Consider the following 16,679-nt stretch of genomic DNA (forward strand, 5'->3'; position numbering starts at 1 on the left):
GTACCAACGGTTCGAATCTGCCGGAAAGATCACCGAAGATCGAGACTTGACGTCAGGAAACAGCCGGGACGAAGCCGTCTATCGTGAAGCCATGGATGTGGACACCGCTTTCGTGCTCGGTGGCGGAGGCGTGCTCGGGGCCCACGAGGTGGGCATGCTGCGCGCGCTCGACGAGGCGGGCGTCAAACCGGACGTGGTTGTCGGCACCTCCGTCGGAGCGCTGAACGGCGTGGTGCTCGCGGCCCACCCCGGTGACGCGGTCAGGCACCTCACCTCCCTGTGGCGCTCCGAGGTCGTCCGTACGGCCTTCGCCGGATCGTGGGTCACCCGCCTGTCCACGCTGGCCAGGAGCGGCACCCACCTGCACTCCCCGGAGCCGCTGCGCGAACTGCTGACCCGGACGCTGCCCGTGTCCCGCATCGAGGAGCTGGCGGTGCCGTTCCAGTGCGTCGCCGCCTCCGTGGAGCACGCCCGCGCCCACTGGTTCACCGAGGGCCCGCTGGTCGAGGCGGTCCTGGCCTCGTGCGCGGTGCCCGGCCTGCTGCCGCCGATCCGGGTCGGCGACGACCACTTCCTCGACGGCGGCCTGGTGCACAGCATCCCGGTCGGTCGGGCGGTCGCCCTGGGCGCCCGCCGCGTCTACGTCCTGCACGTCGGCCGGATCGAACGGCCGCTGACCGTCCCGCGCCGTCCCTGGGAGGTCGGCCTGATCGCCTTCGAGATCGCCCGCAGGCACCGTTTCGCCGAGGAGATGGCCGCCCTGCCCGGAGGGGTCGAGGTGCACGTCATGCCCTCCGGCTCGGAGAACAGGCCGGGCGTCGACCTCTCCCAGCTGCGTTACCGGGACTCCTCGCAGATCTCCGGACACATCCGGCGGGCCTACGAGGCCTCCTCCCGCTACCTCGCCGAACTGGCCCGATAGAAGAGGGGGTGGCCATGCTTCCTCCGCGCATCATCCGCCGGTTGGTCCTCGCCCCCCTCGTCATCGTGCTCACCGTGGCCGCGGTGGTCACCCTGCCTGTCTGGCTGCTGGTGGTCACCGCGGCCTCACTGCGCCTGCCGCCCCCGCAGCGGCGCGGCACCCGGCTCGTCTGGTTCGCGGTGGCGTGGCTGACGCTGGAGTCCATGGCGCTGATCGCCTGCCTGTGGCTGTGGATCATCGACCTGGGCGGCAGGCTGAGCCACGACGAACGTGAGGAGCGGCACTACGCCCTGGTCAGATGGCTGCTGTCCAGCGTGTACGGCGCCGCCGTACGGATCTTCGGGCTGAGCGTCGAGATCGACGAGCCGAGGGCGACCTCCGAGGAGCTGTCCCGCCGCCTGACCCGTCCGGTGATCGTCCTGTCCCGGCACGCGGGTCCCGGCGACTCCGTCCTGCTCGTCCACCACCTGCTCACCCGGTACGGCAGGCGCCCCAGGATCGTGATGAAGGCGGCGCTGCAGCTCGACCCGTCCCTGGACGTCGTGGTCAACCGGCTGCCGAACGCCTTCGTCCCGCCCGACGTGGAGACGGGCGGTATCGTCACCGAGATCCGCCGTCTGGCCTCGGACATGGAGGCCGACGACGCTCTGGTGATCTTCCCCGAGGGGGGCAACTTCACCCCGAAACGCCGGGGACGGGCGATCCTGCGCCTGGAGGACCGGGGGCTGCGTGAGGAGGCCGCCCGCGCCCGGCGCCTCGAACACCTGCTGCCGCCCCGCCCCAACGGGGCCCTGGCCGCCATCGAGGCCTGCCCGTCCGCCGACGTGGTCTTCGTGGCCCACACCGGCCTGGACGACCTGGTCACCCTCGGCGACGTCTGGCGCAGACTGCCGGTGCGCGCGGAGGTCAAGGCGGGGTGGTGGCGGGTGCGGGCGGAGGAGGTGCCCACAGGCCGGGAGGAACGGATCACCTGGCTGTTCGACCAGTGGGACAGGATAGACGCCTGGATCACCGAACACCGCTCGGCCCCGGTCGCCGGGACGGAGGGTTAGGACCTCTCGATCTTCGCGCTGCGGTGCAGCAGGTGGACGTTGCGGAACTTCTGGGTTGGGTCAGCGATCACGCGAAGCCCCGGCTTCCCGGCCAGCGGGGCCAGGTCGAGGTCGGATGTCATGCCTCGCACACTGACCGACCGCAGCTCGGTCAGAGAAGCGAGCGGCGACAGATCCGTCACCTGGGAGGATCTCTCAAGGGAGAGAAACTCAAGTTTCGACAGCTCGGCCAGCGGACCGAGGTCGGAGGCCGGGGTCTCGTAGAGGGTCAGGCTTTCGAGGCCGCGCCGACGAGCCAAGGGCGACAGGTCCCGCACCGGGCACGTCCCGAGACGCAGCAGGAAGAGGTCGTCGAAGGCGTCGAGCGCGTCCAGGTCGTCGACGGTGGTGTCCCACAGGCTCACCGAACGAAGCCGCGGACAGTGATCGGCCAGGACGCCTAGCCCGCCGGCGACGTCGCCGCCGGAGAGAGCGAAGCTCCCCAGCCGCGGAAGATCCGCGAGGAATCTCAGGTCCTTCAGGTGGGGAGCCTGATGGAGGTGTAGACTCCTCAGCTCGGTCTGCCTGGCGACCGGACCGAAGTCGTCGATCAGCGCCAGACCCGCGAGGGTCAATATGTCGAGACGGGGCATCCGGTCGAGGAAGGCGAGATCTCCGGTGAAGCCCCGGCCCTGCAGGATCAGATCCTCCAGCGCGGACAGCCGGGTGAGGGGCTCCAGGTCGGCGGGAAGTGACGACTCCACGTCGATCGACAGCCACTCCAGGCCCGTCAGAGTCCCCACGGCGCCGAGGTCGGCCTCGTCCATGGAGTCCATGGAGTACACGGTCAGCCCGCGTAACCTCGGCAGGCCGCGCAGGAAGTCCAGCCCACCGGAAACGGGACAGGACACGTGGAGGCTGCGCAGCCGCTCCAGACGGTGGAGGCTGCCCAGCAGACGCGGGTTGTCGACCTCCAGCCTTTCATCGAGCAGTGGCGCGTCCGCGAGGACCTCGGTGGCGTAGTGGTCGGGGTCGAAGTAGTCCCACCCGGCGACGAGTTCCTCCTGGACCTTCCCCCGGGGGTCGTCCCGGTACCCGGCGAGCCTGCGCAGCGCGCGCGGGCCGTTGACCAGCCAGCAGGTCCGCACCGTCGCCACCGCCCGCGCCTGCGACAGGCCGCCCAGGTCGTCGGGAAGACGGCGCAGGACCTCCTCTCCCGCGAGCGCGAGCACCCTCGCCTCGGCCGCGTTCCTGGGCGGGATCACCTCGGCCAGGCACGCCTCGACCCGTTCCTCCAGGTCGCGCGGGAGTTCCTGGATCGTCTCCAGACAGCCGGCGACCAGCAGCCGCAGCCTGCGCGCGTGCCTGTCCCGGCCGTCGATCCGGTCGAGCAGGCCGCCGAGCAGCTCCCGCCGTACCGGGGCGTTGGCGTGCCCGGCGGCCATCACCACCGTCTCGCGCCACTGGTCCAGGTGGGCCCGCTCGACCAGCGGTTCGACGTCGGCGTCGTCGGCCGCCTGCTTGGCCGCGAGATACTCCTGGACCGTCCGGTGCACGAAGTCGATCCGCCCGGGAACCGGCTCCCTGATCACCCCGCTGCGCTGCAGCAGATGGTCGAGTACGGCCCGCGCGGGTGCCTCGACCCTGGGCATGGTCCCGATGCGCTCCTCGACCCGTTTGAGCGCCGTGGCCGAGGAAAGTTCGGAGCGGCCCAGCATCGTGAGCCGCCAGGCCAGGTCCTGGAGGATGCGGACCTTCTGCTCGGGTTCGAGGGTGACCTCGACGGCGATGCCGCGTTCTGCGTCCCGGCGTTCGAGCAGCAGTTCCAGGGCGGCCTCGTACAGGCCCATCCGGTTGCGCGGCAGCTGTTTGCCCCGGTCGAGGTTGAGCGCGCACAGCATCGCCGCGAGCAACGGCGTCGAGGCCAGCGCCCGCAGGTGCGGGCTGCTCTCGAACCTGGCCAGCAGCGCGCCCTCGTACTCGTCGAGCCGCTCCGGCGCGCACGGCAGGCTCCGGGAGCCCCGCATCGCGACGTGCCACTGCCGTACCAGCTCGCGCAGGTCGGCGGGGGTCATGGGCTCCAGCAGGACCGGGGAGAAGCCCTCCTCCGCCAGCCAGCGCGCGTCGGCCGCCGCGGGCCGGGAGGTCACCACGGTCACGGTCCCCGGGTAGGCGGCCAGCAGCCCGCCGAGCCACTGCCTGACCGCGGGCCGGTGCCGTACGGCCAGCTCGTCCACTCCGTCCACGAGCAGCAGGGCGCGTCCCGCGTCGAGAATCCGGTGCGCCCAGCCCTCGGGCATCCGGCCCGCGAGCGGCGCCGCGACGTCGGCGAGGAGGTCCTCGGGGCCCGGCAGCCTGCCCGAGGGGTGGCTGCGGAGCTTGACGAAGAGCGGGACACGGCCCTTCCAGGGGGCCAGGTCCCCGAAGAAGCCGTTCCGCGCGGCGGTCACCGACAGCCAGCGCAGCAGCGTGCTCTTGCCCGAGCCCGCGTCGCCCCGCAGCAGCACCCGGCGGGAACGGCCGAGGGCACTCTCCACCCGCAGGGTCGCCGCCTCGTACCCACCGCCCGCACCGGGCAGGTCGGTCAGGTCGGCGAAGCGCATCCGCTCGGGGACGCGCTCGCGCGAGCGGTCCTCCAGCGAGACGTTGAGGCTGATGTAGGCGACGCTCAGCGTGGCGCGGGGGCGGTAGTTCTCCACCCGGACGCCGAACAGCTCGACCTCGTCGAGGGTGGTGCCGAGGTGTTCGAGATAGCGGCGTTCGAACTCCGCGTCGTCCTGGGTGCCGGTCGGCGCGTCGAGCGAGCGGGCGGGCAGCCTGGCCAGTCCTGAGGCGACCTGCTGGCCGAGGGCGGCGATCCGCTCCTCCACGGCGGACAGGCGGCTCAGGGCCTCGGTGGCGGCCCTGGGGAGATACTGCGGCAGCTGCCTGACGATCCTGAGCAGGCAGTCGAGGCACTCGTCGAGCAGCACGTCGTACAGCCTGGCCCCGGCCTCGCCGAGCTGACGCGCGGGGTCGCCGAGGCCCTTCCTGAGATCTTTGGCGAGCTTGACGGGGTCCATGTCGGCGGCCATGAGGGCCCTGTCCGACAGATCGGCCGATTCGAGGGCGGCGACGACCTCGTACAGCACGGCCGTCCTGTCGTTCTCGGTGAGGCCGCCGTACTCCTGCTCGGCGAGGACCGCGATCCGCCGTTCGACGCCGTCCGCGATGGCGGCGAGCTGGCGTTCCAGGCTGCGCCGTACGAACCGGTCGGGGAAGCCGGCCCGGATCAGCTCGGACAGGTCGGCGTCGCGTTCGGCCTTGGCGGCGCGGGCGGCCAGGCCCTCCCGCAGGGCGCGTTCGGCGACGGCTCTGCCCGCTGCGGCGACGACGGCTTCCAGTCCGGACATGCTGCTCCTCGGCGCGCGGTGATCCCCTCCAATGATCAACCAAAAAGACGCCGGTTACTGAAAAATCCGGATAACCACGGAGCTACCAGTCCTGGGAGAGCCCCGACATGCGACGGAAGTACTCGTCCTCGTCGATCTCTCCCGCCGCGTAACGGCGCTTGAGGATCTCACGAGGGTCTTCTTCGAGCGCGGGCCGCGGCTTCCCCCGCAGCATGCGCACGAGCGGCCCCGGGCGGACGACCACCAGGATGATCACCGCGATGACGAGCAGGGGCAGTACGAGCCGGAGCATCACTCACCTCCCATGCTTCTGTTGTGCGAAATTCTGCGAGAAGTCCGGCGCTTCACGCAAGGACCCGCCCGGCGGCAGCACCGGCAGACCCCGGGGGGCACCGCCGTCGAGCAGCCGGAGCAGGGCGCCGGTGTCCAGGTGCCGCTCGACCATGTCGCCCAGGGCGTCCAGCCTCTCCTGCCGCAACGCGGCGAAGGAGACGTCCGGAGCCGGGACGAAGTCACGCCCGCTGACGGCCGCGACGTCGGCGAGGAAAGCCCTGCGGAAGTCGTCGTTCTCCAGCGCCCCGTGCCAGGTGGTACCCCAGACCGAGCCGGATCGGCAGCCGTCGAGGAAGGGCTCTCCCCCGTGCGCGGTCACCACGCCGTGGTGGATCTCGTAGGCCTCGACCCGGCAGCCGTAGGCGACCCCCGAGGGCCGCCCCAGCGTCTTCTCCGCGGCGAACTCCACCGTCGCCGGCAGCAGCCCCAGCCCCTCGACCGTCCCCTCCCCCGACTCGACGTCGTCGTGGATCGCCCCGGCGAGCATCTGGTAACCGCCGCAGATGCCCAGCACCGCCCGCCCCGGCAGCGCGCCGGCCAGTCCGCTCGCGCGCAGCCACGCCAGGTCGGAGACCGTGGCCCTGGACCCTGGCAGCACCACCAGGTCGACGTCGTCGAGTTCGGCGGGCGAGGTCACGAACCTGACCGTCACCCCGGGCTCCGCGGCCAGCGCGTCGAAGTCGGTGAAGTTGGACACCCTCGGCAGTCTCACCACCGCGACCCTCAGGGTCTGCCGGCCGTACGGCGGGCGGGCGGCCGTGGGCCTGCCGTTCAGGGCCAGGGAGTCCTCCACGTCCAGCCACAGGCCGTCCAGCCAGGGCAGCACGCCGTACACCTCGCGGCCCGTCAGTCCCCTGATCATGTCGAGGCCGGGGGCGAGGATCTCCGGTGCCCCCCTGAACTTGTTGATCACGAACCCGGCCACCAGCGCCTGGTCGTCCGGATCGAGAAGGGCGACCGTGCCGTACAGCGAGGCGAAGACGCCGCCCCTGTCGATGTCCCCGACCACGACCACCGGCAGGTCCGCCGCCCTGGCCAGGCCCATGTTCGCGATGTCGCCCCTGCGCAGGTTGATCTCGGCGGGACTGCCCGCCCCCTCGCAGACCACCACGTCGTAGCGTTCCCGCAGCCGCCCGAGCGCGTCCACGGCCACCTGGCGCAGCCGTTCCTTGACGTCCCAGTACTCCATGGCGTCCACCTCGGCCAGCGGTCTGCCCATGACCACGACCTGGCTGCGCCGGTCGCTGCCCGGCTTGAGGAGGATCGGGTTCATGTCCGCGGAGGGCTCAAGGCCGCACGCGGCGGCCTGCATCGCCTGCGCCCTGCCGATCTCGGCGCCGTCGGCGGTGACGAAGGAGTTCAGCGACATGTTCTGCGCCTTGTACGGCGCCACCCGCACCCCCTGCCTGGCCAGCCAGCGGCAGATCCCGGCGGTGACGACGCTCTTGCCCGCGTCCGAGGTGGTCCCGGCGACCAGCAACGCCCCTTTGACCGGGGCCGGAGCATCATGTGGGGGAAGGCTCGTCATACCTCACAGCATGCCGTACCGCCCATGTCGGCCTGGCGGCGTGGGCGGACCCTGTCGGCGTGGGTCCGAAAAACGCCGCCTTCGTCGATACAGGCCAGGGAGCCGGGGCCTGGGGCTCGCTCGCACCGCCGGGGACCGCTCTCGCCTCTCTTGCCGCCGCAGGCGCAAAGGATCGCTCCCGGCGCCGCCGGCACAAGAGGCCCTTTCCGGCGCCGTGAACTCAGAGGTCCCCTACCGCCGTCGGCGCAGGAGCGTCGCCAGCACCGCCACGCCCGCCGCGGTGAACCCGACCGCCCTGGCCAGCCGTACGGCGCGGCGGATGTCCGGCACCGAGGGCTTGGGGCCGTCGCCCATCTCCGGGCGGTGCTCCACGCGGTCGCCGTACACGTTGACGCCGCCGAGCGTGACGTCGAGCGCCCCGGCGAAGGCCGCCTCGCAGCGACCCGAGTTCGGGCTGGGATGGCGGTGGCCGTCCCTGCGCAGCATCCGTGCAGAACGCCGGGCCGAGCCGCCGACCACGGGCGCGCACACGGCCGTGAGCAGGCCGGTGATCCGTGCCGGGGCGAGGTTGGCGACGTCGTCGAGCCGGGCGGCGGCCCAGCCGAACCGCTCGTAGCGGGCGCTGCGGTGGCCGACCATGGCGTCCAGGGTGTTGACCGCCCGGTAGGCCAGCAGCCCGGGGACCCCGGCCACCGCCCCCCAGAACAGTGGCGCGACCACGGCGTCCGAGGTGTTCTCCGCGACCGACTCGACCGTCGCCCTGGCCAGTTCCGCCGCCTCAAGCCGGGAGGGGTCGCGCCCGCACAGGTGCGAGAGCCTGCCGCGTGCGCCCGCGAGGTCGTCCGCCTCAAGGAACTCCGCCATCGCCACGCCCTCGCGCCCCAGCGTCGTGCCGCCGAGCACCGCCCAGGTGGCCACCGCGCTCAGCGCGCCCCGCAGCACCGGATTGCCCGTCCTGGCCACGGCCACCCCGAGCAACGCCACCGGGCCGACGCACAGCGCGACATGGACGACCCCGGCGGGGCGGGCGTCGCCGTACAGACGGCTCTCCAGCGCCGCCGCGGCCCGGCCGAACAACGCGACCGGATGTCCACGCCTCGGATCACCCAGTACGGCGTCCGCGACGACCCCGGCGAGCATCCCCAGAGCCTCTGCCCGGGTTTCAGATGAGATGGCCATGAAGCCGGTCCTGGTTCCTCTCAAGCCAGGCGCACGCCCGACGGATGCGTGCCCCGGCGCCACCCTCCCACATCCGGGCCCAGCCACCGCCCAGGGACTCCGCCCTGGCGCGCATGGCGACGTAGGAGCGGTTGAAGCGAAGCCTGGACAGGTCGAGCAGGCGGCGACGGTCCCGGGCCGCCAGGCCGTACGCGTCGCAGAACAGTCGCAGCCTCGGCCCGACCGCGAGATCGGCCTGGAGCGGCTCCAGGTCGACGGGGTCGGCGATCGGCGCCCAGTGCCGCAACGTCGTCACCACGTCGAACAACCGGGTCGTCGGCCTGGCCATGTCGAAGTCGATCAACGCGGCGGGCAGCCCGTCCCTGAAGATCACATTGTCGAGGTTGACGTCGCAGTGGCCGACCAGTTCGGCGGGCGCGTCGTCGTTGGACCCCGTCTCCCAGCAGGCGCCCCGGGGCGGGACGAACCCGGCGCAGGCGTCGTGGAAGCGCCGCAGCAACTCCGCCAGGGCGACCAGCGACTCGTCGGTGAGCGCGTAGGCGGGCAGCGGCCTGGGGGCCGACTCCCCCACGACGTAGGTCAGGATCTCCCTGCCCTCCTCGTCGAACCCCATGGTCCTCGGCGCCCCGTCGAATCCGGCGCTCTCCAGGTGCCGCAACAGCGCGTGCACCGACCGCGTCGAGGTGCGGACCGGTCTGCGGACGGTGTCGCCGACCCGCACGACGCCGTCGGTCACGTCACCGCCCAGCAGGGGAATCTCCTTCTGGAACGTGACGGCGAACATGGCATACGAGCGTAGACCGCCTTTCCCTTCGAGGAGAACGATTTCCGGTGAAACGCCCAACGCGCCGCAGATCACCGCCCCTACGACCACTCCGCCGGGCAGATGTCCCCTGGGTACGCTCCCCGGCCTCCGGCCTGCGGAGTGATCCTCGCGACACAGACGGGAAACCGATGCGTACGCACTCCCCGGATCATGCACAATTAAGCGGGAGCGCCCTTAGCTCAGCTGGATAGAGCACCGGACTTCTAATCCGACGGTCGCAGGTTCGAATCCTGCAGGGCGCGCTATGCATGACCTGGCTCAGAAAGGCCCCTGGTAGGCCATTGCCAGACCATCGCGTCAGGCAGACGCCGTTCGGGACCGACGCGGGATGATCGCCAGCGTCGCCTCGGCCACCTCCGGGACGACACTCATATAGACGTCAGCGGTGAACGAGAACCGCGAGTGCCCGAGCGTCTCCGACACCACCTTCATCGGCACCCCCGCAGCGAGCATGAGCGAGGCCGCACTGTGCCGGAGGTCGTGGAACCGGATCGGCGGAAGGCCGGCCCGCCGGATGAGAATCTCGAACCGCTGGCTCGCGAACTCCTCCCGCAGGGCCTCGCCGTTGCGCCGCGTGAAGACTTACAGCGTTGTCCTACATGGTGAGTGAGTCGTTGAACTCAGCTGGACGGCGGGCAATGGGACTGGATTGTCCCGGCGGGGCTGTGGGAGATCGTGCGGCCGTCGCCGTCGCCGTCGCCGTCGGCGCCGCGGGTGCGCCCACAGGGCGGCGGGATCGTCGGTGTCGCTGATGAGGCGGTGTTCGCCGCGGTCGTCTGCGTGCTGGTCAGCGGATGCGCCTGGCGGGCGCTGCCGCCGTGTTTCGCCGCCTCGAAGTCGACTGTGCACCGCCGGTTTTTGATCTGGTCGCGGGCTGGAGTGTGGCATCGGTTGCATCAGGCCGTCCTGGACCGGCTCGCCGACGACGGCCTGCTGGATGTGTCGCGCGTGGTGCTCGGCTCGGCGCACGTGAGGGCCAAAAAAGGGGACGAACACACTGGTCCTTCACCCGTGGACCGGGGTCAACCCGGTTCCAAGCTGCACATCCTGTCGGATGCGGCCGGACTACCCCTGGTCGTCGGCCTGTCGGCGGCCAGTGTCCACGACAGCCGCCGGTTGAAGCCGATGGTGCTCGCCCTCCCGTTGAGACACGACCCGGTTCGGGGCGGGTGTCGCAAGCCCGGCAAGCTTCACGCCGACAAGGCCTTTGATCACCCCGAGCTGCGGCGACGGCTGTGCGGCAGGCGTATCGGGGTGTGTATCACCCGCAAGGGCGTCGAGTCCGGTCAGCGGTTGGGCCGCCATCGGTGGGTGATCAAGCGGACCATCTCCTGGCTGCTCGGCTACCGGCGCCTGTCACCCCGTTACGAGCGTTACCCCCACGTCTACTTGGCCTTCTCACTCTCGTTGCGGCCCTCGTCTGTCATAAGCGACATCTCAAACTCACCATGTAGGACACGGTCTAAGCGGGATGGGGGAGCTGGTGAAGGTGTACCACTCGTCGGCGCCGGTGTATCGCCGAGCAGGCCACTTCGCGTCCTTCGCCGCAATCGCCGCGGCCCTCATCTGCCACCGCCGACCGGCCAAACGAGTCACGGTCCGAGACGGCCGGCGATACCTCTGAATTGCAGAGATTTCCGCATTTTGACATCCGATCCACTTCGCCTGAAAATCGTTAAAAGACGTTACCAGGAAAATCCAATGAGCCTCTGACGCCGACAAACGCAGACGTCCGCCGCCTTGGGGAGCAGCGGACGTCAAGAGCTGATTCGGCTCAGCAGAGAGAGCCCTTGTACCAGGCGTTATGAACCTCGTAAGTAGTGCCGAGGTAGGTCCTTCCTGGCCCGACGCACCGGTCGTAGTCGCTCAGCGGCCACGTCCGTTCTACGCGGATGAGGACATGAGTGCTGGGGTCGCAGTGGTTGTAGTAGGCGGCGGCGAGGGCCGGGGTGGGGTCCCAGCCGCAGGCGAGTGCCTTTGTTTCAGCCGTGCTGGACGCAGATGCCATGCCCGACGTTGCGAGCACGCCGAGCGTGGACAAAGCGGCTATACCAAGCGCGATGCTCTTCTTCCGGCGCTTCAGATTGGAGATCATTTGCGCACCTTCCGGAGTGAGGATTTTCATTTCCGAGGGTCACGCACACCACACATTTACGCCATAAGAAAAAATGCCATTAAGCACCGGTTTACTGCCAACCCTGACACGCGGTCGCACAGCAGGACGCCACCGTCCGGAAGGGCGGAGGCACCGCCTCGGGCGGAGGTGGGCGAGATATCGTCGATCGACTTCCCGGGCACCGTGCAGGACCGAGGCATCGCCTTGTACGACTGACGCGACGCCGAGCGGTACGGCGACGCCCTCGCGGTGCGGCTCCAGGAAGGCGGGGGCGTCGTTGTCCGCTTCCGGCCAGGAAGTGAGACCGCTCTCCCGGGTTACCTTCGAGGCGCTCCCCCGAACGGTCTCGCCAACCTTCATGAAAGGGCACCCCCATGTCCCTGATCAAACGCCTCGCCGTCACCGCCGCCGCCGTCGTTCTCGCGGCTCCGCTGGCGGCGGCCCCGGCCACCGCTTCCACCGACCGCACCTTCGTCTGCGCTCAGGGAAGGATGGAGAGCGGCGAGCCGATGTTCCACTTCCTGTGGCTGACCGGAGAAGGATGCACCGGGCCCATGACCCCGCTGTCCTCCGGTCCCGGCGTGATCACCATCACCCCCTGGGGCCAGAGCTATAGCTGCGCGGGAGTGCTCGTATTGGACAACTCCAACGTGTTCGCCAACGCGAAGGAATGCGTCTGGCTGTAGCGGCTCGACGGCGCCCCCGCCCAGAAGGATGGGGGCGCCGTTGCTTGCGGCCGTCGGCGTCGCGGGCCAGACTGGTGGCTCGTCACCCTGTGAGGGATCGTGACTTGTAAGTCACTCAGATCTCGGGCCGCTCTCGCCTGTATGTACTCATCAGTCCTACGAGGGTTCGCAACACATCCAAGATGCCATCGGCCGTCGCCTGCCAGTGAGACTTCCTCATCGCCCTTCGAGGGTTCAGACATGACGGCGCCCCGCCTCTACAGCTTCCGTTCTAAGCGGCATTCCAGAAGTTCCGCTTGTAACCGGCCGGGAGCCAGGGGCTGGTCCACGGGGCGGCGGTGGCCAGCAACTGGTCCGGCGAACGCGCGGAAGAAGACATGAATCTGTCGCAGGCGGCCGGGCCAGGTGACGGCGGTGTTGGCGATGAACGCCTTGAGCGCGGCCCAGATCCGCTCGACCGGGTTGTCGTGCGGGCTGTAGCGCGCCCCGTACAACATCTCCACCCGCGGATGCGCCCGCAGATAGGACGCCACGGCCCGTGCGTGGTGAATGCTGTCGTTGTCGCAGATCACCACGATCTTCGGGGCCTCCGGGAACGCGGCGGCCGCCTCACCCGGCAGCTGCAGGAAGTCGGCCGCGCACCGGCGGCCCAGCCGATACACCCACCGCCCCGTGGTCAGCTCCACCGCGCCGAACACGGTGACCTGCCGGTTCTTACCCGGGGTGACAACGTCCGGGCGAGCGCCGCGCAACGTCCAGCCCGCTCGGATGTGCGGCAGCAGGTTCACGTGGGTTTCATCGGCGGCCCAGACCACCGCTCCACGCGGCAGCGCGCGCAGCCGCGCGGCGATGGCGGCCACCGTCCGCCACCGGTCCGGATCGCCCCGGGCCACCAGCTTGGGACGCCGCCAGAGGGCCACTTGACGCACCCGCCGATACAGCGTGCGCCTGCTCAACCGGGGCCGGTTGAGGCAGCGCCACAGCCGCGCAAGAGTCCACCGCCCCGGCCGGGCCGGCAGCGCGGCGATCCGGCCCGTCAAGCGCTCCCCGCCCAGACGGGGGCGGCCCGGGCGGGGCCGGTCGGCCAGTCCTGCCAGGCCGTGACGGTTGAAGCGGCCGATCCATCGGCGCACCGTGGCGGCGTCATAGCCCAGCAGCTCGGCGATCTGCGCCGCCGGCAGGCCGTGCAGCGACAACAGAACCATCACCGCGCGCAGCGCCGGACGCCAGTGGCCGCGCAGCTGGGCGTGTAGCTGATCGATCGAGGTGGCCGGGGCTTGGGCAAACACGATGGGCGGGCGCATACTGACCACGACCTCGCCGGTGGGTGGACGTTGTGGCAACCTCGATCCAACCCCCGGCGAGGCCCGTGTCAACACCCTCACGCCCCGGTGATCTTACGCCTGGTTACGCGCAGAACTTCTGGATAGGCGCTTAGCCGCCACGACGACAGGGCTCGGCGGATCAACGGCAGCGGAAGTCCAGGCCAGGGCCGGTGCCGTCATAGAGCTCCACGATCGCCACCCCTCTGGTGGCCTCCGCCTCCGAGAAGTACGCGGAACGCTTCGACGGTTCCGACAGCCACACGGTGATGTCCGGCGAGGAGCCATTGACGCCCGCGATGTTCGCGCGATCGTAGTACTCGGTCAGTTCGCGACCGGTGAGCGCCGTACGCAGTGTGAACCGGGCGCGGTAGTCGCAGTGGTCGCCATTGCCGCGGAGTGCGATGGACGCATCGGGGTCATCATCCATCAGTTCGCTTTTCGGCGGCAGCGGGTAGCTCTCAAAGCTGTCGACCATGGCTGCCAGCTTCGCGTCATTGACCCACATAGGGATCTTGATGAGGAGGAACAGGCCGATCACCGGCAGGAGGGTGACTACGAGACGGCCTCCTTTTGAGCCACGCCAGAACGACTCTTTGAGCGGCTCGTCGCTGACAGCAGGTGGAACGCCTTGCATGGCGCCATCCGACGTCGGTCTATGTCACGGGGTAGACATCCTGCAGCTCATGAAGATCACCTGGCAAGGCCGCTTCCAGAACCATCAGCACGGCTCCCGCCGCATCGTGCACGGTGGCCAGCACGCCGAGGACGGGCTTGGAGCCGCCGAGCAGCTCGCTCTCCTCTTTTCTGGGACTGCGAGCCGTGAGGCGTTCGGCGATGTGGTCGAACCGCATGTGCTTGACCGCCTGGAGGTGCTGGCGCACTCCCTGCCGCAGCGGTTCGGGCTTGCATCCTTGACTTCTACTCCGACGGTCGCAGGTTCGAATCCTGCAGGGCGCGCTTCGCATGACCAGCCAAAAGAGCCTCTGACCAGCGGCGACGCCGGGCGGAGGCTCTCTTGACGTGTGCGGTTGGGGGCGGGCGGCTGCGGCTGGTTGTGCCTAATGCGTGCACAAGTTTCCAGGCCTGCCGCGGATCACGCGCCGTCTCCTCCCGGGCGCTTGGCGGCCTCGTCCTGGCCGGCGATGCACTTGGCATAGATCCTGAGCAGGACTTCGGTTTCGGTTTCGGCGTCGAGCTCCTGCCCCGCTTTGTTCAGCTGCGGCCCAGCCCTGTGAAGAACAGCGACAACGGCCACGGCCGTGAGAGCCGTCAAGATGGAGCGGCACGCGCTCCTCACGGTCGATGCGAAGACCCGCGTCGGCGGTGCCTCCGTCTTCGGCGTCATGGTCATGGCGGCTTCGAGAGCGTCGCGGGTAGTGGTGTTCCTCGATCGGGTGGTGGCTCTTCGTACCTGGGTGAGGCGCAGAAGCCGCCTGACGGGTTGCATGGGCAGGGTGATCGTGCGCAGGCGAACAGCAGGATGCCCCCGCCTCCGGCCGGAGACTGCGGGGGCGCCAACCGCGCCGGCCATGGGACAGGCGGACGGGATATGTCCCGTTCGTCACAGGTATATGTCGTAGTAGTACCCCCGCATCCCTGGGCGCGGATCGCCGTTGTAGTAGTAGCAGTCGGTTATCGGCAGGTCGGTGAACACCTCCAGCAGCGCCGCATTGCAGGCGGCCAGGGTCGGGTAGGGGCCTCTTCGATACCACTGCTCCATCAGGGAGGGGTGCTCACCGGCAGAGGCGGTGGTGGCGCTCGCCCGGCTGGAGGCGACGGCGGGTGTCGCGCCGGCCAGGACGCCGGCGCTCATCGCCACCAGTACGGCTGCGGTGGACAGTCGACGGATTTTCACGAGGTCTCCTTGCGGCCGGCGGGGGGACGCCTTCAGATGAGCACCGATCGGCCGGGGCGGGGAGTTCCCGGTTTCCCGTATTTCGGCGGCATGGTCCGATGAACGGGCCGGTTTGTGCCGTGCTGAGGGTCATGGGAGGTACACGTCGAAGTACCAGCCCGTCGGCCAGCCCTGGCCGCCGTCGTAGTGGTAGCAGCCGCTCGCCGAGGTGTAGTCGCCCCGGTCGGCGCCCTCCTGCCGGGCCGTCCGGCATGCCTCCTGGGAGGAGAAAGGTCCCTGCCGGTACCAGTCCGGCGGTAGGGACACAGAGGAACGGGCCTCAGCAGCGGACGTTGTGGCGGTGTCGGCGGCGGTCGCGGTCATCGCACCGGACAGGGCGCCGGACAGGGCGCTGACTCCCGAGACGAGCACGAGCACCGCTACGGCGCGCAGGATGCGGATCTTCACCACATGGCTCCTCTGCAAGGCAGGAATGATCGCCTCAAGATGACCATCGAATGCCCGGGTCGAGGAGCTAACGCTTTCTCATATTTCGGTCGCATGGTGCCGTTCCGCGACCTGCCGGACCGGGCCCGAATCAGTCGCTTACCCGGTCGGCTGTCACGCCGCCCTCGTGCCCGGCCTCGGCGGCGTTCGTGAAACAGCGAGGTTCACGCAGCCGGTGCCTCTGGACCCGTCACCGAGGCGGCCCGGTGGACGGCGGGACGCCTTCGCGCGACATCACAATGTCCTGCCAGCCTTCGACCGACAGGACATTTGATATTTCAGACACGGCGAAGAGGGTCGGTTTCCTGTTTTATCCGGGGCATTCGCTGCGGGTGATGAATGCCGGAGGGGTCAGCAGGGTTCGATCACGGAAATGCGGTCGTTCCAGGAGCCGCCGCCCGGATAGGTGTCCTTCGTGAGGTTCTTGTAGTAGTGGCCGTGGTCAACGGCCAACTCGAAGCTTGCGCCCGCGGTGTCTCGTGCGCACAGCAGGTATCCGGTGTCGTTGTACACCGAACTGACCTGGTTGTCGTTGTATGTGAGAGCCCCGCCGGGCGCCGAGAAGCACTCGCGCGCGCCGCCGAAGTCCTTGTGCTGGTAGGTGCAGAACAATCCGGCCTGAGGGGCCGTTTGGGCTGCCGAGGCTGGAAGCGCGCCCATCCCTGCGATCACCGCCACGGCCAAGGCGGTCAACGTACGCGCGGCGAGACGCGCGGATTCCTTGCGCATGAGAGCGCCCTTTCTTCATGGGGATTTCATTTACTTAGACCCTGCTGGATGCCGCGGCCGCGACAGACATAGGGTGGCATTTCTTTGGGAGCCGCGCAATGGTGTTTACGGTAGCCCGAAAACACTTTCCGAAGCTTCCTTATTAATTTCGCTCAGGCGCGGGCGATCGGTGGCGCTCTCGACTTGGCGAAGGCACAGAAAGCGCTTACCGAACTCTTTAATGTCCACTTCTGGCCAAGGGGCGAGACCGCTCTCCCGGGTTACCTTCGAG

General features: G+C 69.3%; 16 protein-coding genes, 1 tRNA gene and 2 pseudogenes. 6 read left to right on the forward strand and 13 right to left on the reverse strand.

Annotated features, from left to right (window positions below):
* The first annotated feature begins 91 nt into the window (after positions 1-91).
* Together ABZ463_RS05875 and ABZ463_RS05880 are read left to right on the forward strand one after the other, a co-directional pair.
* A complete protein-coding gene (locus tag ABZ463_RS05875) occupies positions 92-922 on the forward strand; it encodes a patatin-like phospholipase family protein (protein ID WP_352010648.1) in 831 nt (276 codons plus the stop codon).
* 14 nt (positions 923-936) lie between these two features.
* Complete coding sequence (locus ABZ463_RS05880; protein WP_362773436.1) at positions 937-1,974, forward strand: 1-acyl-sn-glycerol-3-phosphate acyltransferase; 1,038 nt, start codon at positions 937-939, stop codon at positions 1,972-1,974.
* Here the strand turns inward: ABZ463_RS05880 and ABZ463_RS05885 are convergent.
* The 5 genes from ABZ463_RS05885 to ABZ463_RS05905 all read right to left on the reverse strand — a co-directional run bounded on the left by ABZ463_RS05885 (position 1,971) and on the right by ABZ463_RS05905 (position 9,169).
* A complete protein-coding gene (locus ABZ463_RS05885) occupies positions 1,971-5,345 on the reverse strand; it encodes an NACHT domain-containing protein (RefSeq protein WP_362773439.1) in 3,375 nt (1,124 codons plus the stop codon). The genes ABZ463_RS05880 and ABZ463_RS05885 overlap by 4 nt on opposite strands.
* Positions 5,346-5,427: 82 nt before the next feature.
* The gene (locus tag ABZ463_RS05890) at positions 5,428-5,637 is read right to left on the reverse strand and encodes an SHOCT domain-containing protein (RefSeq protein ID WP_362773442.1); all 210 of its coding nucleotides are present in this window, start codon (positions 5,635-5,637) and stop codon (positions 5,428-5,430) included.
* Positions 5,638-5,640: 3 nt separating this feature from the next.
* Positions 5,641-7,206 carry a cobyric acid synthase gene (locus ABZ463_RS05895; RefSeq protein ID WP_362773445.1) on the reverse strand — a complete coding sequence of 522 codons (1,566 nt, stop codon included), beginning with the start codon at positions 7,204-7,206 and terminating at the stop codon, positions 5,641-5,643.
* Positions 7,207-7,437: 231 nt separating this feature from the next.
* On the reverse strand, positions 7,438-8,385 hold the full coding sequence (locus ABZ463_RS05900) for a cobalamin biosynthesis protein (RefSeq protein ID WP_362773448.1): 948 nt from the start codon (positions 8,383-8,385) through the stop codon (positions 7,438-7,440).
* The gene (locus ABZ463_RS05905) at positions 8,369-9,169 is read right to left on the reverse strand and encodes an aminoglycoside phosphotransferase family protein (protein ID WP_352010642.1); all 801 of its coding nucleotides are present in this window, start codon (positions 9,167-9,169) and stop codon (positions 8,369-8,371) included. Before ABZ463_RS05905 ends, ABZ463_RS05900 begins: the two co-directional genes overlap by 17 nt.
* 210 nt (positions 9,170-9,379) lie before the next feature.
* On the opposite strand from ABZ463_RS05905, the gene ABZ463_RS05910 reads away from it, so the two are divergent.
* Positions 9,380-9,453: transfer RNA gene (locus tag ABZ463_RS05910), tRNA-Arg, on the forward strand.
* Positions 9,454-9,508: 55 nt separating this feature from the next.
* Here the strand turns inward: ABZ463_RS05910 and ABZ463_RS05915 are convergent.
* Positions 9,509-9,781 (reverse strand): annotated as a pseudogene (locus tag ABZ463_RS05915) (tyrosine-type recombinase/integrase); the annotation flags it as partial.
* Between the two features lie 78 nt (positions 9,782-9,859).
* Here ABZ463_RS05915 and ABZ463_RS05920 point away from each other — a divergent pair.
* A protein-coding gene (locus tag ABZ463_RS05920; RefSeq protein ID WP_362774284.1) for an IS5 family transposase occupies positions 9,860-10,665 on the forward strand; the annotation gives its coding sequence in 2 pieces (ribosomal slippage) (positions 9,860-10,613 and positions 10,613-10,665; 807 coding nt in all).
* A gap of 320 nt (positions 10,666-10,985) precedes the next feature.
* Here ABZ463_RS05920 and ABZ463_RS05925 read toward each other — a convergent pair.
* On the reverse strand, positions 10,986-11,306 hold the full coding sequence (locus ABZ463_RS05925) for a DUF6355 family natural product biosynthesis protein (RefSeq protein ID WP_362773453.1): 321 nt from the start codon (positions 11,304-11,306) through the stop codon (positions 10,986-10,988).
* A 395-nt stretch (positions 11,307-11,701) separates the two neighbouring features.
* Between ABZ463_RS05925 and ABZ463_RS05930 the strand changes: the two genes are divergently transcribed.
* A complete protein-coding gene (locus ABZ463_RS05930; protein ID WP_362773456.1) occupies positions 11,702-12,013 on the forward strand; it encodes a hypothetical protein in 312 nt (103 codons plus the stop codon).
* A 271-nt stretch (positions 12,014-12,284) separates the two neighbouring features.
* Here the strand turns inward: ABZ463_RS05930 and ABZ463_RS05935 are convergent.
* Positions 12,285-13,317 (reverse strand): annotated as a pseudogene (locus ABZ463_RS05935) (IS630 family transposase).
* 160 nt (positions 13,318-13,477) lie between these two features.
* Positions 13,478-13,876: a hypothetical protein gene (locus ABZ463_RS05940; protein ID WP_362773459.1), complete on the reverse strand. Its 399-nt coding sequence runs from the start codon at positions 13,874-13,876 to the stop codon at positions 13,478-13,480.
* Positions 13,877-14,021: 145 nt separating this feature from the next.
* Here ABZ463_RS05940 and ABZ463_RS05945 point away from each other — a divergent pair, with 145 nt between their 5' ends.
* A complete protein-coding gene (locus tag ABZ463_RS05945) occupies positions 14,022-14,357 on the forward strand; it encodes a hypothetical protein (protein ID WP_362773462.1) in 336 nt (111 codons plus the stop codon).
* 74 nt (positions 14,358-14,431) lie between these two features.
* Here ABZ463_RS05945 and ABZ463_RS05950 read toward each other — a convergent pair whose 3' ends face one another.
* From ABZ463_RS05950 to ABZ463_RS05965, 4 genes are all read right to left on the reverse strand, one after another.
* Positions 14,432-14,689: a hypothetical protein gene (locus ABZ463_RS05950; protein ID WP_362773465.1), complete on the reverse strand. Its 258-nt coding sequence runs from the start codon at positions 14,687-14,689 to the stop codon at positions 14,432-14,434.
* A 210-nt stretch (positions 14,690-14,899) separates the two neighbouring features.
* Positions 14,900-15,193: a hypothetical protein gene (locus tag ABZ463_RS05955; protein ID WP_362773468.1), complete on the reverse strand. Its 294-nt coding sequence runs from the start codon at positions 15,191-15,193 to the stop codon at positions 14,900-14,902.
* A 129-nt stretch (positions 15,194-15,322) separates the two neighbouring features.
* The gene (locus tag ABZ463_RS05960) at positions 15,323-15,640 is read right to left on the reverse strand and encodes a hypothetical protein (RefSeq protein ID WP_362773471.1); all 318 of its coding nucleotides are present in this window, start codon (positions 15,638-15,640) and stop codon (positions 15,323-15,325) included.
* Between the two features lie 390 nt (positions 15,641-16,030).
* Entirely contained in the window at positions 16,031-16,408 is a 378-nt protein-coding gene (locus ABZ463_RS05965; RefSeq protein ID WP_352010638.1) for a peptidase inhibitor family I36 protein, read from the reverse strand.
* Positions 16,409-16,679 lie beyond the last annotated feature (271 nt).

The sequence above is a fragment of the Streptosporangium sp. NPDC020145 genome (assembly GCF_040631275.1).
Classification (GTDB): domain Bacteria; phylum Actinomycetota; class Actinomycetes; order Streptosporangiales; family Streptosporangiaceae; genus Streptosporangium.